Here is a 24,006-nt window from a genome sequence, read left to right on the forward strand (position 1 = left end):
CTCTCTAAAAAGATTAAATAGATTGTTGAAGTTTGTTGGGGCGTTGATGACGTGGATGACCGGGTTTTTACCCGTTATCCGGCGAGGTATGGCCGGGTTTTCTCCCTCCACAACTGGCGATATTCGATGAACGGCAAAATTGATTTCAGCAAATTAAAACAAAGCGTTACTGATCTGAATAGATGTGGAATGACAGTGGAAAACCGTTGCGCCGACGGCCATCAGCCAAAACATGATCCACAAACCTTTCCACGAAGGGATGAGATGTGGACAGCGCTGTGGGTTGTTCATGGTAAGACCGGGTACTACTCACAGTCTTCCTCTGCTGATTGCCGAGTTGGGGAAAACAGCCCTATTTATTAACAATTGGTAAACGCTATCCCGGTGCCCGGCCCCATGCCCCCCACGAATTCGCCTTTTGATACCTGCTTCCACATCCACATGGTTTCCGATTCGACCGGCGAGACCCTGATGGAGGTAATGCGTGCGTCGGTTGCCCAGTTCGAAGGCACCAGTCCGCTTGAACATCTCTACGCCTTGGTTCGATCCTCGAAACAGCTTGATCGTGTCCTTGATGAAGTGGCTGCCTATCCCGGCGTTGTGATGTACACGATCGTCAATGCTGATCTGCGGCGTGAGCTGGAAACCCGCTGCGTCGAACTGGGTGTACCGGCGATTGCCATTCTCGATCCGATGCTGGCCACGCTCAGCGCCTATCTGGGCCGACCAGTGGCCAGTCGTGCCGGCGCACAGCGGTCGCTGGATGCTGATTATTACCGCCGCATTGATGCGCTGAACTATGCCATGGCCCATGATGACGGCCAGGGTGATGATTTCGAGGGTGCCGACATTGTTCTGTTGGGTGTCAGCCGGACCTCGAAGACGCCAACGAGCGTCTATCTCGCCCATCGTGGTTTCCGCGCCGCCAACATCCCGCTGGTCAAGGACGTCCCCCTGCCGCCGGATATTTTTCACTTGCGCAATCCGCTGGTTGTCGGACTGACGGCCTCGCCGGAACGAATCGTCCAGATCCGGCGAAACCGCCTCCTCAGCCTGAATGAGGACCGGGACACGAATTATATCGACGATTTTGCAGTGCGCGAGGAAATCCTTTTCGCCAAGCGCCTGTATGCCAAACATAAATGGCCGACCATCGATGTCACGCGACGCTCGATCGAGGAGACCGCTGCCAAGATCATCAACCTCCTCATGGAAAAACGGAACCTCACGGCATGACCCGGTTTATCCTGGCCTCGGGCAGTCAGATACGCGCTCAGATCCTCAAACAGGCCCACATCCCTTTCGAGGTTATCAAGGCGGATGTGGATGAAAGCGTGATCAAGTCCGAACGCACCGATCTCGACCCGCGTGACATGGCGTTGTGCCTCGCCGAAGCGAAGGCCATCCCGGTTTCGCAGGACCATCCCGAAGCCCTGGTTCTCGGCGCTGACCAGACCATGGAGCTTGATGGCGAGTTGCTCGACAAACTGCCTGATGCTGCCCTGGCTCGTGAACGTCTCACCCGCATGCGGGGTCGCCCGCATTTTCTCCATTCCGGCCTCGCAATCCTGCAAGCGGGACAGGTGATCTGGTCCTTGCAGCAAACATCGACGATCCATGTCCGTGATTTCTCGGATGATTTTCTCGACGGTTACCTCCAGAACGCCGGTGATGCGCTGACAGCGAGCGTCGGGGCCTATGCCTATGAGGGTCTGGGCGCGCAATTGTTCGAGCGGGTCGAGGGCGACTACTATGCCATTCTCGGTCTGCCGCTTCTGCCGGTGGCCGCTGTTCTGCGGGACCAGGGAGTGCTCACCTCATGACGGTTTCAGGCGCAGCCCGGATTGCCGGGGTAACGGGAGACCCGGTTTCACATTCGCTGTCGCCTATCCTCATGCAGATATGGATCGAGGCAGCCGGCCTGGATGCGCTTTATGCACCCTTTCCCGTCTTGCCCCAGGATTTCGAGACAGCGATCCGCGGTCTGGCCAAGGCGGGGTGTCGCGGCGTCAATGTGACCTTGCCCCACAAGGAGGCCGCCCTCGAATTCGCCAATGCATCCTCGTCGATCGCCCGTGCCGTGGGTGCGGCTAACCTGCTGACATTCACATCAGCCGGCATTCATGCTGACAATACTGACATTGCCGGTTTCCTGGCCGCCCTTGAGCCCGCCAATCTTGATTACGGAAAGACCCGGGCGCTGGTTTTCGGCGCTGGCGGCGCTGCGCGTGCGCTCGTTTATGCCCTCCTGACAGTCGGGGTTACCAAGCTGGCCATCTGCAATCGCAACATGACCCGGGCCCAGGGCCTCGCGCGTGATATTGCCCCGGACGCTGACATCATTCCCTGGGATGCGCGGGATGACGCCCTTTCCGGCAGCAATCTGATCGTCAATGCAACTTCGCTCGGTCTCAATGGGAACACCGAGCTTGTGCTGGACTGGCAACGGGTCGCACCAGGTAGTGTTGCCTTTGACAGTGTCTATACACCCTTGAATACAGGGTTTCTGGCCGGTGCGGCCGGGCGTGGTCTGACCGCGATTGACGGGCTGGACATGCTGATCGGACAGGCTCGTCCCAGCTTTCAGGCCTTTTACGGCCGACCGGTGCCGCACGTAGCGGATCTCCGCAACCGTCTGATCCGCGTGCTCGAGGCCCGGTGATGTTGCGCGTCGGACTCACCGGCTCTATCGGGATGGGGAAGTCGGCGACGGCGCAGATCCTGCGCGATGCCGGCATCCCCGTTTTCGATTCCGATGCGGCCGTGCATGCGCTTTATGCACCGGGCGGGGCGGCGGTTGAGCCGGTTGGACGGGCCTTCCCCGGTGTCGTGATCGATGGCGCGATTGACCGCGCCCGGCTTTCCGAGCTCCTCAAGGCTGACCCGGACGGGTTCGAAACCCTCGAGGAGATTGTCCACCCACTGGTCAGTGAGGCCCGGGAGGCCTTTGTTTCAGAGCACGAAGCCGCCGGACACACGATCCTGGTTTTCGATGTGCCGCTTCTGTTCGAGACCGGCGGTGAAAAGCGCGTGGATGCGGTTATTGTCGTGCATGCCCCTGAAGAGATTCGGCGCGCCCGCGTGATGCAGCGCCCCGGCATGACGGAGGAGAAGCTCAACGCCATAATCGCCCGGCAGCTCGACGATTCGATCAAGCTGCAACGGGCCGACCATGTGGTGGAAACGTCAGGCGGGATCGAGGATGCACGGCGCCAGGTCGCCGACATCATCACGGCATTGAAGCGACGGGCACACGGCGAGCAGGGCTGAGGGCTGGGCGGAACAAAAGGGCGGGCGAAATGCGGGAAATAGTTTTCGATACCGAGACCACGGGTCTGGATCCCAATAATGGCGATCGGGTCACCGAACTTGGCTGTGTCGAGATCATCGACTTCATCCCCACCGGCAAGACCTTCCATGCCTATGTGAACCCACAGCGCACGGTGCCCAAGGAAGTGGTCGACATTACCGGCCTCACCACCGAATTCCTTGCTGACAAACCCTTGTTTGATGAAGTCGGTCCGCAATTCGTGGCCTTCGTCGGCGACGCGACAATGGTTGCCCACAATGCGCCCTTTGATCGTGGCTTCATCAATATGGAGCTCGCTCGGCTGGGTATGGAGATTTATCCGGACAGCCGCTTCAAGGACACGGCCCGGATCGCCCGCGCCAAGTTTCCCGGCTCCTATGTGTCACTGGACGCACTCTGCAAACGTTTCGACATATCGCTCGACACACGCGACAAGCACGGCGCCCTCGTCGACAGCCTGCTGCTGGCGGAGGTCTATCTCGAGCTGATGGGGGGGCGTACCCGGGCGCTCGACCTGTCAGGCCAGGGCGCCGGTGGTGACGGCAAGGTAATGTTCCCGGCCCGCGCGCAGCGCCCGGCAGGACTGCCCTCGCGCCAGACAGACTCAGAGCGCGCCGCCCATGCCGCCTTTATCGACGAAATGGGCGAAAACGCGCTCTGGAAAAAACTGACAATTCAGTAATATCAATCAGTTGACAGCGGCCGGGTCACCATTGCCATTGCTTTCCGAACCCGGAGCCGCGGCCGCGCGTTTGGCAATCTGGGCGCGGTAGAGACCGGCGAAGTCGACGGGGTCAAGCATCAGCGGCGGGAAATTGCCGTCGCGGGTCACGTCGCCGAGGACACGACGGGCGAACGGGAAGATCAGGCGCGGGCATTCGATCAGCAGGAAAGGTTCACGCTCGGTCTCGGCCACATTGGCCATCTGGAACAGGCCGGCATAGGACAGTTCAGCGATGAAGACGACCGTGTCCTCGCGGACGGCCTTGGCATTGATCGTCAGCACGACTTCGAATGTGTCTTCGCCGGCGGTACGGGCCTGGACGTCGATCGCCAGATCGATACCCGGGGTAGGCTGGCCGGGACGCAGCGTGTCCGGAGCGCCCGGGTTCTCGAAGGACAGGTCCTTCACATATTGGGCGAGAACGCGCAGCTGGGGCGCTTGGGCCGCAGCGTTGTCAGCGGGCGTGTTGGGTGCGTCGGTCATGGAACTCCCCGGATGGGTCTGTAAACGGCTGGCCAGGTTGGCCGGGTCTTATGAGAGCGCGCCCGTTAACATGCGGACCGGTCTGCGGCAAGCTGGCAAGACCACAGCGGGGAGGCTGACGAAAGTGCAAATTGAGCCTATATCTTGGTGAGAAACCGGATCGAGGCCTTGAGGGTCACGATGCAACAGCGCTGAAAAGGTAAGACGGTCCGCATGGATATCTGGACTCTCATTGGCGGCATTGCTGCAATTTTCTTCGCCTATCGCTTGTATACGGCGCTCGGTCGGCGCGAGGGACACATGGAGGCGCCGGCGCCCCGGGGCAATCCGGCGGGCTCGTCGGATCCAGCCAATGCGTCCGGCCTGCGTCCGGCCTTTGAGGGCCCCGCTGCGGCCGGACTGGAAGCGATTGCTGCCGCTGATTCCCGTTTTGATCCCGACAGCTTCCTGGAAGGTGCCCGCAGCGCCTACACGATGATCGTCCAGGCGTTCGCCGCTGGCGACCGCAAGGCCCTTGAGCCATTGCTGGCGACCAGCGTTCTGGACCGCTATACGGCAGCGATTGATCAGCGGGCCGATCGCGGCGAGACCGTCAAGACCGAGATCGAGCGCATCAAGTCAGCCGAGATTACCGAAGCCGGTCATTCCGATCACATCGCCCGCGTGAAGGTTCGTTTCGTGGCCGAGATCGCGACTGAAACACGCGATCAGGACGGCGTGCTCGTGCAAGGCGATCTGGGACACCTGTCGACGGTGACCGAGGACTGGCAGTTCGAACGGCGCACCGATACCGGCAATCCGAACTGGGTGCTGACCCGTGTCGCAGCGGTTTGACCGCCTCTGTCTGATTGGCGTCGTGCTGCTGGCGGCCTGTCAGCCGCGCGCCCCTGAACCCGAGCCCGAACCGCTGCCCGACACGGTCGAGCTCGTCCGTCCGGAAAGCCTCGATTTCCGGCCCGCCATGTGGACCGAGCTGTCCGGCTGGGGCGAGCGCGATCTCGAACCGGCCTTGCTGGCATTCAGGCGCAGCTGTGACCGGCTGGGGCGCAGGGCGGACGCCGACTGGCTCAATCCGCAAGCCCCCTGGGCAGGACGGGTGGAAGACTGGCGCGGTGCCTGCGCGGCCGCGGCCATGACCCAGCCGGGCGAAGCCTCGGCGCGGGCCAGCCTTGAAGCGGTCTTCACGCCGGTCCGCCTGTCGGCGCGCGATGCGGAAACCGGCGCCATTCGCGAACAGGGTCTCCTGACGGGCTATTACGAACCCTATGTGGAAGTCCGGCGCAGTCCGCAGGACGAGTTTGTCCAGCCCTTGCGCCGCCGGCCCGATGATCTGGTGACGGTTGATCTCGGCCGGTTTGACGAAAGCCTGGCAGGCCGCCGCATCGTCGGTGAGGTCGAGAATGGCGAATTGGTGCTCTACAAGGACCGCGCCGAGATCGAGACCGGCAATGCCGGCGAGGTCTTTGCCTGGGGTCGCCCGGTTGATGTCTTCTTCCTGCAGATCCAGGGGTCAGGCCGGCTGGTCTTTGCCGACGGGCATGAGGAACGCGCGGCCTATGCGGCCCATAACGGACTGCCATACCGCTCGATCGGGCGTGAATTGGTGCGACGCGGCGAACTCGAGGCTCATGCGGCCTCCAAGCAAGGTATTGAAGCCTGGCTCAATGAGCGCGGCCCGGAGGCGACGGCCGAACTGTTTGGCGTCAATCCGCGTTATGTCTTCTTCGCCAGCGAAACGCTCAGCGATCCGGACCTCGGTCCGCGCGGTGCCGAGGGCGTTGCGCTGACACCCATGGCCTCGATCGCGGTCGACACGCGCATCATGGCCCATGGTGTACCTGTCTGGCTGAGCGCGGATCTGCCCGAACTGTCCGGCTGGAATGGCCTTGTCATCGCGCAGGATTCCGGGGGTGCCATCAATGGACCGCTGCGGGGTGACTTCTTCTGGGGCTGGGGCGAGACGGCAGAGCGCCGTGCCGGGACAACGCGGGCGCAGGCGAGCTGGGTCGTGCTCTTGCCGCATACTGTGGTTGCCCGGCTTTTTGCCGATACCGAGCCGGCCTGACCGGTGTCGCGCAAACGGACCATGCGACCGGATGAGCGGGCGCTGTGGGCGCATGTCGCCAAATCAGTGAAACCAATCGCCGAGGACCGGCTCAAATCACTGCAGGAACCTGACGCGGAACAACCGGAACGGACGCGTAAGATGGACACATCCGCGAGCGCCTACGGGTCCGGTGTCCGCCTGCCGCCGGTGCAACGCAGTCGGGCGGTCTATGATCCGCCCACTCCGCATGACCGGTCCGGTGAGAAGCGCGTGCGCCGCGGTCGGCTGGAGATTGATGGACGGGTCGACCTGCACGGTCTCACCCAGGACCAGGCGCTTCGGACCTTGCGGCATTTCCTGCAAATGGCCTTCGCCAGCGGCTACCGCACCGTGCTGGTCATTACCGGCAAGGGGTTCAAGTCGCGCGAGCGCGATGTCGCCCCCTGGGAGCAGGTAGAGGAGCCCGGTGTTCTCAGACGCAAGCTGCCGGAATGGTTGGGTCTTCCGGAGTTTAGTCAGTATGTGTCAGGGTTTGCGAAATCGCATGCCCGCCATGGCGGCAGCGGCGCTTTCTATGTCACGCTGCGGACCCGAAACCGCGACTGACCAGACCGGTTGCCAGCGCGGCTAAAGGATGAATTTCGACAGGTCGGCATTCCTGGCCAGCTCGCCGACATGCGCCGCGACATAATCGGCATCGATGGTGATCGCCTGACCGGACTTGTCGGACGCGGTGAAGGATATCTCCTCGACCAGCTTTTCCATCACGGTCTGAAGCCGTCGGGCGCCGATATTCTCGACGCTGGCATTGACGTCGGCGGCCAGCTTGGCGAGGGCGTCGATGGCATCATCGGTGAAGTCCAGCGTGACACCTTCGGTGCCCATCAGCGCGACATACTGCTTGATCAGGCTGGCCTCAGGTTCGACCAGGATGCGCTTCAGATCGGCTTCCGTCAGCGCTGACAGTTCGACCCGGATCGGCAGGCGACCCTGCAATTCCGGCAGCATGTCGGACGGCTTGGCGACGTGGAAGGCGCCGGAGGCGATGAACAGGATGTGGTCGGTCTTGATGGCGCCGTGCTTGGTTGCCACGGTCGTGCCCTCGATCAGCGGCAGGAGGTCGCGCTGGACGCCTTCGCGGGAGACATCGCCGCCGCGTGCATCGGCCCGGGCCGCGATCTTGTCGACCTCGTCGAGAAAGACGATGCCATCATTCTCGGCCAGCTTGATCGCCTCGGCCGCGATCTGGCTGTCGTCGATCAGCTTGTCGGCTTCTTCATTGATCAGGGGCTCGTAGGCGTCCTTGACCTTCAGGCGCACGGTCTTGGTCTTCTGGCCGAACCCCTTGCCGAGGATGTCACCGAGATTGATCACCCCGGCACCGCCCGAGGGCATGCCGGGAATGTCCAGCATCTGCATGCCGGACCCGGTATCGGCCAGCTGGATCTCGACATCCTTGTCGTCCAGCTCGCCGGCCAGCAGGCGTTTGCGGAAACTCTCGCGCGTGCTCTCAGAGGCACCCGGACCGACCAGGGCCTCGACAACGCGGTTCTCGGCGGCCGCATGGGCCTTGGCCTTCACGTCCTCGCGCTTTTTCTCGCGAACGATGGAAATGGCGACTTCCACCAGGTCGCGGGCGATCTGGTCGACATCGCGTCCGACATAGCCGACTTCGGTGAATTTGGTTGCCTCGACCTTGATGAAGGGGGCACCGGCCAGTTTGGCCAGGCGGCGCGAAATCTCGGTCTTGCCGACCCCGGTCGGTCCGATCATCAGGATGTTTTTCGGCGTGACCTCTTCCGCCAGATCCTCGTCGAGCTGCCGTCGGCGCCAGCGATTGCGCAAGGCAATGGCGACCGCCTTTTTCGCGTCGGCCTGGCCAACGATGAAACGGTCGAGCTCGGAAACTATTTCGCGGGGCGTAAAATCGGTCATTATTGTCTTTGCATTGCTTGCGCGGTCCCCTGATGTAATCAGGGGTGACCGCCAAAACCAGTCCTGAAAGGCATAACCCGATGACCCGCCCGCGCTTCCACCTCGCCTTCCCGGTTGATGATCTGGCCGAAGCCCGGCGTTTCTATGGCGAATTGCTGGGATGTCGCGAGGGGCGGTCCTCGCCGGCCTGGGTGGATTTTGACCTGTTTGACCATCAGATCGTGGCCCATCTGGCGCCGGAGGAATGCACCCCGGTCGAGGCCGGCGCCGTTGACGGCAAGCAGGTGCCTGTCCGGCATTTCGGTCTCCTGCTGGACTGGCCCGACTGGGAGGCTCTGGCTGAACGCTTCAGGGCCGCCGGCCAGGCCTTCATCATCGAGCCCTATGTCCGTTTTGAAGGCCAGGCAGGCGAGCAGGGGACTTTTTTTGTTCGTGATCCGGCCGGCAACGCCCTGGAATTCAAGACGTTTCGCGATGAAGGCCAGATTTTTGCGCGCTAGCTAGCGAGGATTGGCACTGAGGCTCTCGCGCATCCGGGCGAATTCCTGAGCGGGCTCATCCGCGTCGTCGCAACTCTCTCCGCGCACGATCAGGCTCACGACGATCTCGTCATTATAGTTGTTGCCCGAGAGAAAGTGCTGCTCGATCCACATGGCACCGACCGGGCTGAAGCCGTGTCGGTCGAGCCAGGCCAGGTCGTGCTCTTCCGCGACCACACTTGCGGGAAACTCGTGACATTGCGCTTGTTCACCGCGAAAGCCGCCCACCGGCCAATCCGTCGCCGGGAAACGATCGTAATTGGCCGCACCGGACTGGTCGGCGACATGCTCGGCATGAATCATGATCGCCTCGTCATCGCGCAGGAAGGCAGAGAGTGACACCTCGAAGGGGACATCGTTGAAACGGGCTGACCGGTGGGCTGGCTCCGTCATTCGCCAGCCATCACCCGCCGAAAAGTGAAAGCGCAGGGTGTGGCGGGTCTCATATCCACGCGCGCCCAGCACAAGATATTCAGCCCCGTCCTCCGATCCTGCGGCCGGGGCCGTCAGGAACAGGGTGGGGGTGAGTGAAAGAAGGGCGACCTGTAACAGGCGGGCAGACATGGCTTGGCTCCAAGCTGGCGTTGGCAACACCCGCTAGATGCCGGCCATGGCAGATTCGGATGCGGAGCCGGCGCGAGCGCCGCCTTCACCGGGCGTGCTATCCGCCCAGAGTCTCGACCGTCAAATTCTCATTCGTGTAGACGCAAATCCGCGCCGCGATCGCCATCGCCTTGCGGGCGATGACTTCCGGGTCGGCCTCATACTCATAGATGGCGCGGGCGGCGGACAGGGCGAAGTTTCCGCCTGAGCCGACGGCGACGACCCCGTCTTCCGGTTCCAGCACGTCGCCGGCGCCGGTGAGCAGGAAGGTCTCGGTCCTGTCGCCGACGATCAACATGGCTTCGAGGCGGCGCAGATAGCGGTCGGTGCGCCAGTCCTTGGCCAGTTCGACACAGGCCCGGGCGAGTTGTCCGGGATATTGTTCGAGCTTGCCTTCAAGGCGCTCGAACAGTGCGAACGCGTCGGCGGTCGCGCCGGCAAAACCGGCAATGACCTCGCCGCCAGCCAGGCGCCGGACCTTCTTGGCATTGCCCTTCATAACGGTCGGGCCGATCGAGACCTGTCCGTCACCGGCGACCACCAGGCGGCCATCCTTGCGCACGGCGATGATCGTGGTGCCGCGCCACAGGCTGGCATCGGCATAATCGGGCGAGGAAGCGTGCGTCATGGACCGGTCTCCGGATGATGTCGTCCACACGATGTGGCCGACCCGGGAGGGCGGATCAAGTCTTCACGCTGAATTGCAGGCCGGATTACTCGTTGACGGCGCGGTCGGTATGGCTGTCCGAGGCGAAGGCGACGAAGTCGCTGGCCGGCATCGGGCGGGCAAACAGGAAGCCCTGGGCCAGGGTCGCGCCCTGGGACCGCAGCATCTCGTACTGTTCCGGCGTTTCCACGCCTTCGGCGACGGTTTCCAGCTTCAGCGACTTGGCCATGGCGAGGATGGTCTCGACCACGATGCGGGCGTGGTGATCCGTTGTCATGTCACGCACGAAGCACTGGTCGATCTTGAAAACGTCGAACGGCATGCGGGTCAGATAGGACAGCGAGGAGTGGCCGGTGCCAAAATCATCGATGGCGAAATTGACGCCACGATCCCGCAGCGGCTGGACCTGTTCGATCACCCGTTCCGGATTTTCCATGGCGATGGATTCGGTCAGCTCGAGTTCCAGCAGGTGCGGCGGAAGATTGGCCGCGGCGAGGGCTTCCAGGACCGAGTCCGAGAAACCGTCACGGTCAAACTGCATGGCCGATACATTGACCGCGACCGGGATTTCCAGACCGAGCTCGCGCCAGGCGGCGGCTTCCCGGCAGGCCGCGCGCAACACCCAGTCACCGATCTCACCGATCAGGCCACATTCTTCGGCGGCTTCGATAAAGGCGCCGGGCGACAGCAGGCCGGCGGTCGGATGCTGCCAGCGCACCAGCGCCTCGGCACCGGCGCAGGCGCCGTCCTTCATCAGGACCTTGGGCTGGTAAAAGACGACCAGCTGATCCTGGGCGACGGCATCGCGCAGCTCGTTCTCCAGCACCAGGCGCTCGAAGGCGGACTGGTTCATGGTTGGCTCGAAGAATTGCGCCGAAGATCCGCCGGCGCGCTTGGCATGGGCCATGGCAAGGTCGGCGTGACGCATCAGGGTTTCCGGATCAGCCCCGTCCTGCGGGAAGACGGCGACACCGATCGACACGCCCAGGAAGACCTGGTGGCCGGAAATCTCGAAGGGAAGGCGGATCGCATCGACCAGCTTGTTGGCGATACGGGCCGCATCCGCACTGTCCTTGATACCCGGCAGGAGCACGGTGAACTCATCGCCGCCCAGGCGGGCCACCATGGACGCTTCGTCCACATTGCCGGCAGCCAGGTCACAGCCACGCGTGACTTCGGACAGTCGGCGGCCGACCATTTCCAGCAGGCGGTCGCCCTCGCCGATACCCAGCGAGTCGTTGACGCGCTTGAAACGATCGAGGTCGAGGAAGAGCACAGCGCCGGACGTGCCTTCTTCCAGGGACTTGCGGGCAACCCGTTCGGTTTCCTTGCGGAAGCGTTCGCGGTTCGGCAATTCGGTGACAAGATCGACATAGGCCAGGCGGTGGATCCGCTTCAGATTGCCGTCCAGGCGCGCGAACATGCGATTGAAGGCGTTGGCCAGGACTTCCAGCTCGTCGCCTGTCTTGACCTGGATGCGCATGTCGAGATTTTTCGACGAGGCGAGACGGGCGGCATCGGTCAGAGTCTGGACCGGGCGCAGCGCGCGACCGACGATCAGCGCGGCCAGCGGCAGAAAAATGCCAAGGGCGAACAGCGCGATCAGGGTCTGGCGCTGGATCGCGGCATTCCGCGATGCGGCCAGTTCGACAAGCGGTTGCTGCATGTAGACGACACCAACCAGGCGGCGCGACTGGGTGTAGACCGGAGCCGCGACTTCCAGCATGCCGTCACGCAGGCCATAGCGCAGGTCGCCGGCGCCCAGCGCCATCACGGCAAGGTCGGCAGCGCGCAGCTGGCCCTGGTCGCGACCATCATCATAGGCTTCGCCCAGGACTTCCCGGCGATTGTTGAGGACGTAGAGCTCCGACGCGCTGACCGACGCGATCAATTCCTCGGTATAGGCGTCCACATAGGTCGCATCATTGCTTGAAATCGGATTGGCCAGACGGCTCGCCGTTGCCTGCAGCGTCGCCACAGACCGGTCGATCAGGAGATTGCGTGTCTCGCGCTGCGCGGCCACATTCTCCAGCGTCATCAGCATGAGTGTCGTCGCGAAGATAAGTGCACCTGTCAGAAGCGTGAACTTCATGACCAGTGATCGCATTACCCGCGCCACCGCTTTGCGGATGGGTGCCATGTTAACCCCTGAACGCTCCCCCGAGAGGTCGCGAAATCGCCACCGAACACCAGGTGAATGTTGTCACTCACCTGCTCTCAACGGTCAGGATGTCAGCAAGCACTTGAATTGTGGTTAAAATGCCGGAGTTGTTTCGTTAAGTTTTTAGACAAATGCCCGAAATGCCTTTATTCAAAGGCAATCCCGGCCGATTCAGCGAGCAATTTCAACGCAGTTTCAGGTCTCGCACCATAGTGGGAGATGATTTCCGCGGCACAGATCGCGCCCATTTTGCCTGCCTCGGCCAGGCTGAGGTCTCTTGCGATACCGAGCAGGAAGCCGGCGGCGAAAAGATCACCGGCGCCTGTGGTGTCGACCAGCTGGCTGACCGGCTGGGCGGCAATGGTGATCATCTCGTCGCCACGCGCGATCACGGCGCCCTTTTCCGACCGCGTGACGGCAATGATGGCGACGTCCTTTCGGGCCAGGGCCATGGCGGCGTCGAAATCATCGGTCTCGTAGAGCGCCTTGATCTCGGCCTCATTGGCCAGAAGGATGTCGATATGGTGGGCGACCAGGTGGCGGAAAGCGGCCCGGTGACGCTCGACACAAAACAGGTCGGACAAGGTCAGCGCGGTGCGGCGCTTGTGGGCGGCGGCCATCTCGGCGGCGGCCACATAGCCGCGCTTGGCCTCTTCGCGGTCGAAGAGATAGCCTTCCAGATAAATGATTTCAGAAGCTTGCAGGGCGGCCGCTCCGGCGTCCACATCCTTTTCCGTGACCAGGGCGGCTGCACCCAGGAAGGTCGACATCGAGCGTCCGGCATCCGGCGTCACATTGATCAGGCAGCGCGCGGTCGCCGGCCCGTCCTTGAGCGGCGGCGTGTCGAAATGGACGCCGACGGCGCGGATGTCATGGGTGAAGATCTCGCCCAGCTGGTCATCGGCGACCTTGCCGATATAGGCCGCCTTGCCGCCCAGTGATGCGATGCCGGCGACAGTGTTGGCGGCGGAACCCCCGGAGGCTTCCTTGCCCGGCTGCATGCGACCATAAAGCGTGCGGGCGCGCGCCTCGTCGATGAGTGTCATGGCATCCTTGGCAATGCCTTCGGCGGCCAGGAAGGCATCCGTTGCGGGCGACAGGACATCGACAATGGCATTGCCAACGGCAAGCACGTCAAAACGGGCATCGGACATCTCAAGCATCCATTTCAGCTGGTATCCGGCGCAGGGTTAAACGCAGCGCCGGGCAAGGACAAGGCTTGCCGTCACGGCGACGCGGCGCTAGCCAGCAAACCATGACCCGGATCGCCTTCCTCACCGCCAGCTGCATGCTGCGCGACCATCCTGATGCCCGCAAGGATTATTGGGAGTATGAGCTTGAAATTGCAGCCCTTCAGCCCGCCTGCGCCGCGCGCGGACTGAGCCTTGAACCGGTGATCTGGGACGCGCCGGACTTCGATCCGTCCGGCTTTGACGCCATCATGATCGGCACCTGCTGGGATTACATGGAGAAACCGGATGCCTTCATGGCCATGCTGGAGCGATGCGATCGCGAGAGCCGACTCCTCAACCCGCTCGACATTGTGCGTTGGAACAGCCGCAAGACCTATCTCAAGGAGCTCGCGGCGCGTGGCGCGCCGATGATTCCGACGGTCTGGGCGGACAAGGCGGACGCAAGCTCGATCGCACAGGCCTTCGACACGCTGGGGGCCGACGATATCGTGGTCAAACCGGTTCTGGGCGCCGGCGCCTGGCGCCAGGCCCGTATCCGTCGCGGTGAAGCCCTGCCCGCCGCCGACGCCCTGCCGCCGGCCGAGTGCATGATCCAGCCCTTCCTGCCGGCCGTGTCCGAGGAGGGCGAATATGCCTTTCTCTTCTTCAATCGCGAATTTTCCCATTGTGCCCGCAAGATGCCGGCAAAGGGCGATTATCGCGTCCAGTCCGAATATGGCGGCCATGAAGAAATCCATGTACCGGGCGCCGACGAACTCGCCCTCGCCCGATCAGTCCTCGACTGCATTGACGGCGATCTTCTCTACGCCCGGGTCGACATGCTGCGCGGCCTCGACGGTCATCTCGCCCTGATCGAGATCGAACTCATCGAACCTTATCTCTACCCGGAACAGGGTCCGCAGATCGGTGCGGTCTTCGCCGACGCGCTGGAGGCGTTGCTGGGATAGGACGGGCCTATTTATCCCCCACCGTTCCCCCTTTCCTTCTCCCCTGGGAGACGGTGGCCGGAGGCCGGATGAGGGGGAAACGCCTGCTGGCACCGGGACTTACCCCTCACCCTGGCCCTCTCCCAAGGGAGAGGGAAAGCGGTTGCGACAGGAAAATCTGCCAAACTTATCCTCCCCCTCCAACGCCGGGCGATAATGCCCTCGGTTTTCGGGACGGGAGGCACGAGCTCAGTCACTTGTGCCCGGAAGCGAGCGGAGCCTGTCCGCGTCTCGGGGGTGACAGCCCGAAACTCCGGCAGGGCCTGCGAACCGGTCCAGGGGCACTAAACGACCGACCCCATGTACCGGCCGCATTGGAAACGGGGTGGAGACAGCCCGGGAAAACTCCGCGAACGGGATGTCGGCGATGTCACGTTATTCAAATCAAACCGGTTGACGGCATTGGCCGGCATCCCGTTCCCCTCCCATCTCTCCGACGTTTCGGCGTGCGGAGCCAACGTCGTGCCTAAAAGGGGACAGGTACAATTAACGCATGCCGTTAATTGTACCTGTCCCCGATCTGCCAAAGCGGTGGGTTACGCGCCCTTCGGCGCCGGGGTCTTGTCCTTGAACTGGCAGATATCCTCGACCGGGCAGCGCCAGCATTCCGGCTTGCGGGCCTTGCACAGATAGCGGCCATGCAGGATCAGCCAGTGATGCGCGCCCTGGCGGAACTCGTCCGGCATGATCTTCTCCAGCCGCAGCTCGACCGCCAGCGGGTCCTTGCCCGGCGCCAGTTTCGTGCGATTGGAGACGCGGAAGATATGGGTGTCCACAGCGATGGTCGGCACGCCAAAGGCCTCGTTCATGACCACATTGGCGGTCTTGCGACCGACGCCCGGCAGGGCTTCCAGAGCCGCCTGGTCAGCAGGCACTTCGCCGCCATGTTTCTCGATCAGCTGGTGTGACAGGGCGATGACATTCCGGGCCTTGTTGCGAAACAGGCCGATCGTCTTGATCCGGTCGCGCACATGATCCTCGCCCAGCGCGACCATCCCTTCCGGCGTATCGGCCTCCTGGAACAACAGCTTCGTCGCCTTGTTGACGCCGACATCGGTGGCCTGGGCCGACAGGGCAACGGCGACCAGAAGCGTGTAGGCATTGGTGTAGTCGAGCTCGGTTTTCGGATCGGGCCGATCCTGGGCCAGCCGCGCCATCAGGTCGTGGGCCTGTTCGCGAGTGAGTCCGCGCGGGCCGCGTTTGGCGGGCTTCTTCGGCTTGGCAGGGCCGGCTGGCATGGGTGTTCTCCCGTCGTATCAGGCTGGGGCGCTGTCAAGGAACAGCCAAATCGCGATCATCGCCAGCATGACCGCCAGCGCGCGGCGAAACCAGAGGGTTCGGGCCGGGTCCTGCAGCCAGCTTGCTGCCCGGGCGGCCAGCAGGACGATGCCGACATGGATCGTGGTGGCAACGGCTACGGAGACGGCCGTCAGTCCGACCGCTTGCGGCAGGGCCGGCAGACCGGCCCGGATATAATCGGGCAGGACGACGAGATAGAACAGGCCGGCCTTGGGATTGAGCAGGTTGATTACCAGCCCGTCGCGGAAATGGCGGCGCAAACTGCCATCGAGCCGGGCCGGCGAGTTTTCGCCGGCACCGCGCCAACCCTGGAAGGCCAGCCAGAGCAGGTAGAGTGAGCCGCCATAGCGCATGATCTCGAACATCCAGGGTGTACGGGCGATCATCGCCGACAAGCCCAAGGCAGCCAGAAGGCCGATGATGGCGAGGCCGCTTGCCACGCCGAGCACGGCGGCAAAGCCGGCCCGCCGACCGCGATCGGCACTCAACACCGCCAGCCAGGCCATATTGGGGCCGGGCGTCAGCTCGATCACCAGAACGGTCAGGGCAAATGCCAGAAAGGGGGTCAGGGCGGCGCTCATCCGTTCGGCTTAGGCAGAAATCCCGCCGACGTCACCAGACAAACAGCATCCGGCAAATCGTCACGTGGCAATCGCCGGAGGCTGTCCTATCTTGTCGGTCATGAAGACGATCCTTGAAACTTGGCCAGCCGAGGCTTCTGCGCCCGAACGTCATGACGGGCCGGTCTTCATGCAGGCCGAGCTGGCGCCCAACCGTTCGCTGGCCAATCCGGCCTTTATCGCGCTGATGATCGCGATCGGCACGATCTCCTTCACGGCTGGCATTTTCTATCTGGCCATCGGGGCCTGGCCGGTCCTGCCCTTTTTCGGGCTCGACGTGTTCCTGGTCTGGCTGGCTTTCAGGATTTCCTATCGCGACGGTCGGGCCCGGGAATTCGTCCGGGTCGATGGCCGCGATATCGAAGTGGTGCGTCAGCATCCGACCGGGCATCGCCGCCGTTATCGCCTGCCCACCGCCTGGGTGAGGCTCCGCCTGGTCGATCCCCAGGCGCATCATGCGCAGGTCGCGCTGGTGGCGCACGGCAAGGCGCTGGTGCTCGGCCAGTTCCTCAGCCCGCCGGAACGCGGGGAATTCGCGACGGCGCTGGGGGCGGCGATTGAGCGTGCCCGACAATCCTGGAGCGGGCCGCAAGAACCGGGTGGAGCCGATCCGGCGAGCGCGTAAACTCAGTCTCATGACAGCCGATCTCTACACCCTCGACGCGTCGTCACGCGATTATGACCGGATCGCCGGGGCGCTTGCCTTTCTCGGCGACAATTGGCGCGACCACCCGGATCTCGACCGTGCTGCCCGGGCGGCCGGTCTTTCCCCGCACCATTTCCAGCGTGTCTTCACGCGCTGGGTGGGTGTCTCACCGAAGAAATTCGTCGGAGCGCTTGCCCATGATGCTGCTCGCGAAGCGCTGGAGGGCGGGGCCTGCGTGCTCGACGCCGCCTTTGAGGCCGGGCTGTCCGGACCCGGACGCCTGCACGACCTCTTCATCGCCCACGAGGCGGTGACCCCCGGCGATGCCCGCCGACGCGGGGCGGGGCTGGCGTTTCAATGGGGCGTGGCGCCCTCGCCCTTCGGGGACGCCGTGCTCCTGATTGCACCGCGCGGGCTATCGGCGATGGCCTTTGCCGACCCTGATGTCGAAAGCGGGTTTGCCGATCTCGAGGCGCGCTATCCGGCTGCGAGCTACCAGCGCGACGACACGCTGGCGCGCCGCTGGGCGGAGCGGATCTTCACGCCGACCGGGCCGGAAAAACTGCCGCTCGCGCTTTATGGCACGCCCTGGCAGCGCCAGGTCTGGCGCGCCCTTCTGACGATCCCGCCCGGCGCGGTGACGAGTTACAAGTCGATCGCCGAGCAGGTCGGCACGCCGAAGGCCTCACGGGCTGTCGGCGCCGCTGTGGGGGCCAATCCGGTCTCCTGGCTTATTCCTTGCCACCGTGTGCTCGCTGCCAATGGCAAACTCACGGGATATCACTGGGGTGTGGAACGCAAGCGCGCCATGCTCGCCTATGAGGCCGCAAGGGGGTAAATTGACGGGATGAGCAATCCCTTTGTCTATGCGGCTGCGGCCGCGCTTCTTGCTGCCGCTGCGTTTTTTCTGAGCTGGCTCGCCGCCCGGCGATCGCTGATGGACGATGCCCGCCTTGAATACGCCGAGCGCCGGCAAACCAAGGCCGGGACCATCAAGGGCGTCGATGCGGAAACCTTTGAGCGCATCTATGTCTCCTCGCACGAGCCGCGCGGCGCGCTTTACATCGCAGCCGCCCTGCTGCTCGCAATCGCCGTAACCCCGCCCGCCGCGATCGGGCTGATCGCGCTGTGGCCCTATATCGTCATGACGCTGGATGGCGGGCCCTGGTATGATATCGGTTATTATCCCTGGATGTTCTACATGTTCTTCGGACTGTGCGGCTGCTGGGCCCTGGCTGGCGCTGTCGTCGCCCGAATCCACCACGCCCGCACACCGGAAAACTTCTATCCGGCGCTGGCCCGAGCCCGCGGCGAACCGCTCGATGACATTGTCATTCCGCGCAAACGCCCCAAATGGGCGGTGAAGGCCCTGTCTGGTGGCAATGCCGATACGGCCGGTTCGACGGACAACTGAAATTCAGGGGATTTTCATGCGCTATCTTCACACCATGGTCCGGGTCACGGATCTCGATGCCAGCCTCCGCTTTTATTGCGAAGGTCTCGGCCTGATCGAGATCAGCCGCTATGACAGTGAAAAGGGCCGTTTCACCCTGGTTTTCCTGGCCACGCCGGAAGATGTCGCAGCGGCCGGCTATACCGGCGGCAAGATCCCCGAGGGCCTGCCCTGCGTCGAGCTGACCCATAACTGGGATCCGGAAGACTATCAGGGCGGCCGCAATTTCGGCCATCTCGCCTATCGCATGGACAATGTCTATGACACCTGCCAGCGCCTGATGGACATGGGCGTCACGATCAACCGCCCGCCGCGCGACGGCCACATGGCCTTTGTGCGCTCACCAGACGGTATCTCCATCGAACTCCTCCAGCGCGGCGACAACCTGCCGCCGCAAGAGCCGTGGGCCTCGATGGAGAATAGCGGGAGCTGGTAGGGCAGGTTCGGTCTGGCTCAAGCCGCCCGCCGCATGTCCTCATAGCGTTTGCCGGGCTCGTCCTCGAAACTCTCTGCCAGCACGGTCAGGCGTTCGACGCGGTCGGTGCGGAAATGGCGGAAATCATTGCGTAGCTCGCACCAGGCCGAGAGCAACCAGACGCGGCCGAAACAGGTCAGGGCCAGCGGCCGGATGACGCGTTCGGTCGTGTCGTCGGCGAGCGACTGGTAGCGCACCCGCAGCTTGCGCTTGTTGGCAATGGCATTGCGGACCGGGCCGAAGGCTTCCGGGCGTACGGTCTCGTCCAGGAAGGCGGCGAACAGTGGCACATTGCGCAGGCGCTGGCGATGCGTGTCCGGCAGGGCATGTTCGATCTTGGCCAAGGCCTCATTGGCGGCCGAGGCCAGGTCCTTGTCGCCGGTTGCCTTCACGAGGCGGGCGCCCAGGGCCAGTGCGTCGAGTTGTTCGAAAGAGAAGGTCAGCGGCGGAAGGTCGAAACCGGGCCGCAGGACATAACCGACACCGGCCTCGCCATCGATCGGCGCGCCCGATCCGATCAGATGCGCGATGTCGCGATAGATGGTGCGTTCTGAGACTTCAAAACGCGAGCCCATCTCATGGGCGGTGACGGCACCCGGCGCGGCTTCGCGCAGGGCCTGGACAATGCGGATAAGACGCTCGGCGCGGCGCACTGACACCTCCTGCAATTTTATGCTGGCGGGATGATGTCAGGATTTGCCTATTGCGGCAATACAGCCTGTTTCACGTGCAACATGCGGGAGATGTCAGGGGTTTGGCGAGAGGAACGGGACCGGAAAAGGGCCGGGATCAGCCGGCAATGACATCCTGCATGGTGTATCGGCCGGCGGGTCGATCCTTGCCACCATTGGTCATCCAGCGCACGGCCTCCAGTGCGCCGCGGGCGAAAATGGAGCGGTCGAGGGCGCGATGGGAGATCGTGATCTCCTCCAGGTCCGCGAGAAAGCGAACCGAATGCTCACCCACCACCGATCCGCCGCGCGACACCGCAAAGCCGATCGTGCCCGGTCTGCGCGGTCCGGTCGTGCCTTCGCGGCTCCAGGTGGCGATGTCTTCGAGTGTTTCGCCGCGTGCCTCGGCCGCGGTGCGCGCCAGCATGAGCGCCGTGCCGGATGGCGCGTCGGCCTTGCGCTTGTGGTGCGTCTCATGGACCTCGATGTCCCAGGTCTCGGCCGGCAATCGCGCCGCTTCGCGCACCAGCGCCTCGGTCACGGCAACGCCCAGCGAGAAATTGCCGGCCATCAGGATGGCGAGCCGGTCGGTGCATGTCTCGAGGCGCTTCATCTGGCCCGCGTTGAAACCGGTGACGCCGGTGATCAGGGCCGGACCTCCGAGGCCGGCCAGGCGTTCCGCGGCCGCGACGGTCATGCCCGGCAGACTGGCATCGATGACGATATCGGCATCGTGGACAGCGTGTTCGAGCGCCGTCTCCGCGCGGCAGCCGACGGCCTCGCCGCCCAGCCAGGCGCCAATGTCTTCGCCCGCAGCCGAGGATTCGGCGCGCACGACCGCGCCGGCGAGCGCAAAGTCGGGATTGTCCAGCAAGGCGCGGCAAATGGCGCTGCCCAGGCGCCCTGTCGGGCCCAGCACAGCTACACGAATGGGTGAGGTCAAACCACGCCTCCAGTCACGAATTGGTCTGCCAGCTTCTCGAACAGGTAAGAGCCGACAATCGGCAGGATGGGTAAAAGGATATAGAGCGAGAAGCGTGTCGTCACGCCACCCGATACAGGCCATTCCGGGCGGGCGTCGACCCAGACCTCATAGTCGGTCAAACCGGCCAGGGCGGATGCGGCCTCGGCATCGCCGGCCAGCGCGGCGACCCGCTGGCGCGCCATCTCGGTATGGATGCGATTGAGCTCGGCCGCCTTGGCGGCACAGATCTTCTTGTGCACCGGATGGATGGAGCTGGTCAGCAGGAAGAGGCCACCCAGAACCGAGATCGATACGATCGGAACGGTTACCCAGAGCTGGCGAGCATCGACAATCTGTTCCGGATTGTTCGGATTGACGAGGAAGAGCAGCAGGATGGCCGCCATGATCATCCACGACCGCGCGGCGCGAAGCCCGATCCGCCCGAAGACGGCCAGGCGGTCGAGATGGAAGAGGTCGATCTCGATATGGTCTCGGATCAATTGTTTGATGGCGCCGCTTTCCCGCGCCACGTCGACACACGCGCGAAACCCGATCCCGTAGAGCAGGGGCGAGGTGACCAGAAACCAGAAACCGACGGAGTTGATATAGGCCCAGACGCCGAAACCGCCTGAAAACATCATGAAGACATTGAAGCCGAGACCGCCGAGCGCGCCCATGATGAACATGCTGAGATAACGCGGTCGCCAGCTGTGCTGAATGCCGGAGTCCAGCCCGTGCACCGAGGCCTCACCATCTGCATGGACGGCAGCGAGCAGGGCATCCCGTTCGCGAGCCCACATCTGGCGACCGGACTCGGTGAAGGCGACGCCGGCGGTGAAAATCAGCGACAGCACAAAACCGATCCAGGCGACCTGCGTCAGGACAAGCTGGCCCTGGTCATCGGTCTCAAACACGGGTGGGCGCTGGGTGAAGGTGGCAACGAGCAGGTAGAAGCCGTACACGAGGGCGAAAATCAGCGCGGTGGTGGCTGCAAAGCCCATCGGCGAGGCCGCATAGAGTCGGACTTCGGCCGGCTGGAAATAGGCCGGTTGCTCAGGCTTGCCTGCGGATGCGTCGGTCGGAGAGTTGTTTCGTGGCGCCATGCCCCGATTGGTAAGCTGTTCCGGTCGCGATTGTCATCCTGTCAGGCAAAAATCAGGATGAGTCCGACCGCTTTCAGCCGGCATTTGGCCGGCCGTCATCGGTGGTGACGTCGTCCCAGAACTGTCTGACCTTGTTGAAGAAGCCGGCGCTGTCTGGATTGCAGCCCTCGCCGGACAGGTCGCAGAACTCCTTGAGGAGCTCCTTCTGGCGGTCAGACAGATTGCGCGGGGTCTCGACGAAGAGCTCGACAATCATGTCACCGCGCGGCCCGCCACGCAGGCGTGGCATGCCCTTGCCGCGCATGCGCATGCGCTTGCCGGTCTGAGCGCCTTCAGCAATTTTCATCTCTGCCTTGCCGCCCTCGATGGTCGGCACCTGGATGGAGCAGCCGAGCGCCGCCTGAACCATCGAAGCGGGTGTCCGGCAATAGAGATTGGGCCCGTCCCGCTCGAACAGATCGTGGGCGCGCACCGAGATGAATATGTAGAGATCGCCGCGCGGCCCGCCACGGGCCCCGGCTTCGCCCTCGCCAGCGAGGCGAATGCGCGTGCCATCCTCGACGCCTGCGGGCACGGTGACATTGAGCGTGCGGGTCTTGCGGACCCGGCCAACGCCATCACAGTCCTGGCAGGGTGTTTTCACATACTGCCCACGACCGCCGCATTGCGGGCAGGTCTGTTCCATTGTGAAGAAACCCTGCGAGCGACGGATACGTCCGGCACCCTGACAGGTGCCACAACTTTCCAGCTCCGTGCCGGGTTCATTGCCCTGGCCATCGCAACGCTCACAATGCATGGCGGTGGGGACCTTGATGGTCTCGTCCTTGCCGTGGAATGCGTCTTCCAGGCTGATTTCCAGGTCGAAGCGAAGATCGGCGCCGCGCGCCGGGCCGGAATGACCGCGTCCGCCACGCCGGCCACCCATGCCGCCGCCCATATTGAAGGCATCGCCGAAGACCTGTTCGAAAATATCCGCGAAATCGGCCGCTCCGCCACCGCCGCCGAACGGACCCTGACCATTGCCCATGCCACCCTGCTCGAAGGCGGCATGCCCCATGCGGTCATAAGCGGCACGCTTGTCAGGATCGGAAAGGACGGAATAAGCCTCGCCGACTTCCTTGAACTGGGCCTCGGCGGCCGCGTCGCCGGGATTGCGATCCGGGTGGAATTTCATCGCCTGTTTGCGATAGGCGCTCTTCAGCGTCTTTTCGTCGGCGGTCTTCTCGACACCCAGGATTTCGTAGAAATCACGCTTGCTCATGACAGGTCACCTGTAGGCAGAACCAGTACTGCGTTCTGCCGCATTTGCTGGGCTACCGTGTAGCCGTGTTCAAGACAGAGACCGGCGGCGCCATCGGTAATGGCAGCCTCATGCCGGGTCTCCAGAAGGATCATGGTCGGCCAGAGACTGCGCGGTGATTCCGCGAAGAAGCCGTTAAGGACAGGCTCCTCGAAGCCCTCGATATCCATTTTCATCACGTCAACGCGGTCAGTGCCGGCTTCGGTCAGGGCCGCGCCCAGCGGGCGCAGGCGGATCGCGTCGCCGGTCTCGCCGCCACTGGCCACATGGACCTCGCCGCGATTGGTGGCCGACTGGACCATCGCGCCCTCGCCCTCTTCAGCGCCGAGCGCGTAGGGCAGAACGGTCACAGCTGACGCCTTGGACACAGCCAGATTGAACTCCAGCCGACGCCGGTTCTCGATGTCCGGCTCGATCGCGATTGCTCGGACGGGACGCGACTGGACAGCCGCATCGGCCAGAACGGACAGCGTGTAGAGACCGGCATTGGCGCCGGCATCGACGAAGACGAAGGTTTCACCGGCCGGTTTGGCGACCATCGCCTCGCGAATGGCGCGACGCTCGGCGCTGTCCCAGCTTTTCGAGCCGGCAAAGACGCGTTTCTCGCACCGATTATCGCGAAGGTGGACGCGAGCAAACTGGCCGGGGAAGACCTCGATATCCGCAATGTCACGGCCGCCTGACATCAGCGCCCGTCGCACGACGGATTCGGCGCTGCGCCGCAGCGCATCACTCGGCATCGCCATAGGCAGACGTCGGAACCGCTCGGCCAGGGGCGAGAGGGCGAAGGCTCCGAACGGAGCAGTCAGGGGATCGGGACGGGTCAT

At 63.4% G+C, this 24,006-nt stretch carries 27 protein-coding genes; 14 read left to right on the top strand and 13 right to left on the bottom strand.

Annotation, left to right across the window (positions count from 1 at the left end; translation table 11 throughout):
- Positions 1–396 precede the first annotated feature (396 nt).
- From QZZ02_RS08830 to dnaQ, 5 genes are read left to right on the top strand one after another with little or no spacing between them, the layout of a single operon-like run.
- Positions 397–1,236, top strand: coding sequence for a pyruvate, water dikinase regulatory protein (locus tag QZZ02_RS08830; RefSeq protein ID WP_291843744.1), 840 nt, complete (start codon positions 397–399; stop codon positions 1,234–1,236).
- Positions 1,233–1,823: a nucleoside triphosphate pyrophosphatase gene (locus tag QZZ02_RS08835; protein WP_291843745.1), complete on the top strand. Its 591-nt coding sequence runs from the start codon at positions 1,233–1,235 to the stop codon at positions 1,821–1,823. The genes QZZ02_RS08830 and QZZ02_RS08835 overlap by 4 nt, the downstream gene beginning before the upstream one ends.
- A complete protein-coding gene (aroE, locus tag QZZ02_RS08840; RefSeq protein WP_291843746.1) occupies positions 1,820–2,662 on the top strand; it encodes a shikimate dehydrogenase in 843 nt (280 codons plus the stop codon). The genes QZZ02_RS08835 and aroE overlap by 4 nt, the downstream gene beginning before the upstream one ends.
- Positions 2,662–3,270, top strand: a complete 609-nt coding sequence (coaE, locus tag QZZ02_RS08845) for a dephospho-CoA kinase (protein ID WP_291843748.1) — start codon at positions 2,662–2,664, stop codon at positions 3,268–3,270. The genes aroE and coaE overlap by 1 nt, the downstream gene beginning before the upstream one ends.
- Positions 3,271–3,299: 29 nt before the next feature.
- Positions 3,300–3,992 (top strand): DNA polymerase III subunit epsilon, encoded by a 693-nt coding sequence (gene dnaQ, locus QZZ02_RS08850; protein ID WP_291843749.1) that lies wholly within the window; start codon positions 3,300–3,302, stop codon positions 3,990–3,992.
- Positions 3,993–3,998: 6 nt separating this feature from the next.
- Here the strand turns inward: dnaQ and secB are convergent, their stop codons facing one another.
- Positions 3,999–4,517 (bottom strand): protein-export chaperone SecB, encoded by a 519-nt coding sequence (secB, locus tag QZZ02_RS08855; protein WP_291843750.1) that lies wholly within the window; start codon positions 4,515–4,517, stop codon positions 3,999–4,001.
- 213 nt (positions 4,518–4,730) lie between these two features.
- Between secB and QZZ02_RS08860 the strand changes: the two genes are divergently transcribed.
- The 3 genes from QZZ02_RS08860 to QZZ02_RS08870 all read left to right on the top strand — a co-directional run bounded on the left by QZZ02_RS08860 (position 4,731) and on the right by QZZ02_RS08870 (position 7,170).
- Positions 4,731–5,351 (top strand): Tim44/TimA family putative adaptor protein, encoded by a 621-nt coding sequence (locus QZZ02_RS08860; protein WP_291843751.1) that lies wholly within the window; start codon positions 4,731–4,733, stop codon positions 5,349–5,351.
- Entirely contained in the window at positions 5,335–6,582 is a 1,248-nt protein-coding gene (locus tag QZZ02_RS08865) for a murein transglycosylase A (RefSeq protein WP_291843752.1), read from the top strand. The genes QZZ02_RS08860 and QZZ02_RS08865 overlap by 17 nt, the downstream gene beginning before the upstream one ends.
- A gap of 141 nt (positions 6,583–6,723) precedes the next feature.
- Positions 6,724–7,170, top strand: a complete 447-nt coding sequence (locus QZZ02_RS08870) for a Smr/MutS family protein (protein ID WP_291843753.1) — start codon at positions 6,724–6,726, stop codon at positions 7,168–7,170.
- A gap of 21 nt (positions 7,171–7,191) precedes the next feature.
- On the opposite strand, the gene hslU is transcribed toward QZZ02_RS08870, so the two are convergent.
- Positions 7,192–8,499, bottom strand: a complete 1,308-nt coding sequence (gene hslU / locus QZZ02_RS08875) for an ATP-dependent protease ATPase subunit HslU (RefSeq protein ID WP_291843754.1) — start codon at positions 8,497–8,499, stop codon at positions 7,192–7,194.
- A gap of 80 nt (positions 8,500–8,579) precedes the next feature.
- On the opposite strand from hslU, the gene QZZ02_RS08880 reads away from it, so the two are divergent.
- Positions 8,580–8,999 (top strand): VOC family protein, encoded by a 420-nt coding sequence (locus QZZ02_RS08880; RefSeq protein WP_291843756.1) that lies wholly within the window; start codon positions 8,580–8,582, stop codon positions 8,997–8,999.
- Here QZZ02_RS08880 and QZZ02_RS08885 read toward each other — a convergent pair whose 3' ends face one another.
- From QZZ02_RS08885 to QZZ02_RS08900, 4 genes are all read right to left on the bottom strand, one after another.
- Positions 9,000–9,602 (bottom strand): hypothetical protein, encoded by a 603-nt coding sequence (locus QZZ02_RS08885; protein WP_291843757.1) that lies wholly within the window; start codon positions 9,600–9,602, stop codon positions 9,000–9,002.
- Between the two features lie 97 nt (positions 9,603–9,699).
- Entirely contained in the window at positions 9,700–10,269 is a 570-nt protein-coding gene (gene hslV, locus QZZ02_RS08890) for an ATP-dependent protease subunit HslV (protein WP_291843758.1), read from the bottom strand.
- Between the two features lie 85 nt (positions 10,270–10,354).
- Positions 10,355–12,448 carry an EAL domain-containing protein gene (locus QZZ02_RS08895; protein ID WP_291843760.1) on the bottom strand — a complete coding sequence of 698 codons (2,094 nt, stop codon included), beginning with the start codon at positions 12,446–12,448 and terminating at the stop codon, positions 10,355–10,357.
- 167 nt (positions 12,449–12,615) lie between these two features.
- Positions 12,616–13,623 carry an adenosine kinase gene (locus tag QZZ02_RS08900; RefSeq protein WP_291843762.1) on the bottom strand — a complete coding sequence of 336 codons (1,008 nt, stop codon included), beginning with the start codon at positions 13,621–13,623 and terminating at the stop codon, positions 12,616–12,618.
- Positions 13,624–13,724: 101 nt separating this feature from the next.
- Here QZZ02_RS08900 and QZZ02_RS08905 point away from each other — a divergent pair, with 101 nt between their 5' ends.
- A complete protein-coding gene (locus QZZ02_RS08905; RefSeq protein ID WP_291843765.1) occupies positions 13,725–14,609 on the top strand; it encodes a hypothetical protein in 885 nt (294 codons plus the stop codon).
- 575 nt (positions 14,610–15,184) lie between these two features.
- On the opposite strand, the gene nth is transcribed toward QZZ02_RS08905, so the two are convergent.
- Both nth and QZZ02_RS08915 read right to left on the bottom strand, forming a co-directional pair.
- On the bottom strand, positions 15,185–15,886 hold the full coding sequence (gene nth, locus QZZ02_RS08910) for an endonuclease III (RefSeq protein ID WP_291843767.1): 702 nt from the start codon (positions 15,884–15,886) through the stop codon (positions 15,185–15,187).
- 18 nt (positions 15,887–15,904) lie between these two features.
- Positions 15,905–16,528 carry a LysE family translocator gene (locus QZZ02_RS08915; RefSeq protein ID WP_291843768.1) on the bottom strand — a complete coding sequence of 208 codons (624 nt, stop codon included), beginning with the start codon at positions 16,526–16,528 and terminating at the stop codon, positions 15,905–15,907.
- A gap of 100 nt (positions 16,529–16,628) precedes the next feature.
- On the opposite strand from QZZ02_RS08915, the gene QZZ02_RS08920 reads away from it, so the two are divergent.
- The 4 genes from QZZ02_RS08920 to QZZ02_RS08935 are packed head-to-tail and all read left to right on the top strand — an operon-like array spanning position 16,629 to position 19,102.
- Entirely contained in the window at positions 16,629–17,192 is a 564-nt protein-coding gene (locus tag QZZ02_RS08920) for a DUF2244 domain-containing protein (RefSeq protein WP_291843769.1), read from the top strand.
- 10 nt (positions 17,193–17,202) lie between these two features.
- The gene (locus tag QZZ02_RS08925) at positions 17,203–18,051 is read left to right on the top strand and encodes a methylated-DNA--[protein]-cysteine S-methyltransferase (protein ID WP_291843770.1); all 849 of its coding nucleotides are present in this window, start codon (positions 17,203–17,205) and stop codon (positions 18,049–18,051) included.
- A 9-nt stretch (positions 18,052–18,060) separates the two neighbouring features.
- Entirely contained in the window at positions 18,061–18,627 is a 567-nt protein-coding gene (locus tag QZZ02_RS08930; protein WP_291843771.1) for a hypothetical protein, read from the top strand.
- Positions 18,628–18,643: 16 nt separating this feature from the next.
- Complete coding sequence (locus QZZ02_RS08935; protein WP_291843772.1) at positions 18,644–19,102, top strand: VOC family protein; 459 nt, start codon at positions 18,644–18,646, stop codon at positions 19,100–19,102.
- Between the two features lie 17 nt (positions 19,103–19,119).
- Here QZZ02_RS08935 and QZZ02_RS08940 read toward each other — a convergent pair whose 3' ends face one another.
- The 5 genes from QZZ02_RS08940 to QZZ02_RS08960 form a co-directional block, all read right to left on the bottom strand.
- Positions 19,120–19,794: a YafY family protein gene (locus QZZ02_RS08940; RefSeq protein ID WP_291843773.1), complete on the bottom strand. Its 675-nt coding sequence runs from the start codon at positions 19,792–19,794 to the stop codon at positions 19,120–19,122.
- A 136-nt stretch (positions 19,795–19,930) separates the two neighbouring features.
- Positions 19,931–20,755 (bottom strand): 4-hydroxy-tetrahydrodipicolinate reductase, encoded by an 825-nt coding sequence (gene dapB / locus QZZ02_RS08945; protein WP_291843775.1) that lies wholly within the window; start codon positions 20,753–20,755, stop codon positions 19,931–19,933.
- Positions 20,752–21,879 carry a hypothetical protein gene (locus QZZ02_RS08950; protein WP_291843776.1) on the bottom strand — a complete coding sequence of 376 codons (1,128 nt, stop codon included), beginning with the start codon at positions 21,877–21,879 and terminating at the stop codon, positions 20,752–20,754. The genes dapB and QZZ02_RS08950 overlap by 4 nt, the downstream gene beginning before the upstream one ends.
- A 73-nt stretch (positions 21,880–21,952) precedes the next feature.
- Complete coding sequence (gene dnaJ, locus QZZ02_RS08955; protein WP_291843777.1) at positions 21,953–23,140, bottom strand: molecular chaperone DnaJ; 1,188 nt, start codon at positions 23,138–23,140, stop codon at positions 21,953–21,955.
- Entirely contained in the window at positions 23,137–24,006 is an 870-nt protein-coding gene (locus QZZ02_RS08960) for an FkbM family methyltransferase (RefSeq protein ID WP_291843778.1), read from the bottom strand. The genes dnaJ and QZZ02_RS08960 overlap by 4 nt, the downstream gene beginning before the upstream one ends.

It is taken from the genome of Maricaulis sp. (genome assembly GCF_015665295.1).
Classification (GTDB): domain Bacteria; phylum Pseudomonadota; class Alphaproteobacteria; order Caulobacterales; family Maricaulaceae; genus Maricaulis.